At 33.7% G+C, this 1,119-nt stretch carries 1 protein-coding gene; it reads left to right on the top strand.

The window, feature by feature from the left end; genetic code table 11:
• Window positions 1-267 precede the first annotated feature (267 nt).
• On the top strand, window positions 268-1,119 hold an 852-nt coding region (locus AB4512_RS22340), incomplete at its 3' end, for a hypothetical protein (RefSeq protein ID WP_372175727.1).

Raw genomic sequence — 1,119 nt, 5'->3', positions numbered from 1 at the left:
ATTAAGAATGAAAAGGCGAGTCACTTTTTTAAGCTAATGGTGGCATTTTTCTTTATCTTTGGACCTTATACATGGTTCGCAAGTGCTTCAAGAATCGTATATTTCTTTATATTGATTCCGATCTTTTTGTTTTTTACCTTTCGAAAAGAAGTTGTACTAAATAAGACTGAAGTGTTGTCATTACTACTTCTTCTAATGATGTTCTCAATAGCGAGTGTTTTCCCATTATATCACGAGACTTATGACTTTACGGTTCCTAAGGCATACTTGACATTAGCGTTAGAGTCATTTCTCGGTGTATATATCTTGGTGAGGTTTATAATAAGACCTCAGCATTTTAAAGACATTTTGAAGGTTATTGTTTCTGTATCTTTGGTTCAAGCCTTGTTCATATATTCAATGCTATTTTTTGAGCCAATAAGAAATTTCATATTTTCCTTAAGTAATAATTTTGATGCAAAACTTGATCTAGTTAGCCGTTATGGTGGCTTCAGGGGCTTTGGGTTTGCGCATAGTACAACATATGACCTCTCTATTTTTCTGTCAATTGCATTAATGGCGATCGTAGTACTAATATACTATGAGCCTAAAAAATCTCTAAATTATGCTTTAATTTGGTTACTAATTTTCCCCGCATGTATGCTTAGTGGTCGTACTGGCTATTTTGGTGTCGTATTTAGCATCGTGTTGATGGTTGTCGGGGCCTCAAATCGAGGGATTAGAAAATCGGTATACTATCTAGTTTTAGGTAGTGTCGTTGCTTTACCAATACTTTACTTTTCTTTTAATGATAATGATGTCTTTCAAAGAATAATTAATTTTGTCGGAGAGTTATTTATTAATATATTCCTTGGTGAGGGAGCCACTACTCGATCGACTTCGCATTTGATGACAATGTACTTTCCTCTCCCTGAGAAAACAATTTTATTTGGAGATGCAAGGTATGTTGATCCTGATGGCTTGGGATATTATATGCACACTGATGCCGGGTATATGAGGGAGATACTGTATTTTGGTATGTTTCCAATGATAATAAATGTTATTTTTTATATGGGACTACATGTTTCATTATTTAAAGTTGTACCTAAAACAAAAGTTAACCAGTTATTTGTTATTTTA

Source organism: Vibrio sp. 10N.222.52.B7 (assembly GCF_041474275.1).
GTDB classification, from domain to species: Bacteria; Pseudomonadota; Gammaproteobacteria; order Enterobacterales; family Vibrionaceae; genus Vibrio; species Vibrio crassostreae_C.
This window is presented reverse-complemented; position numbering and strand designations above follow the sequence as displayed.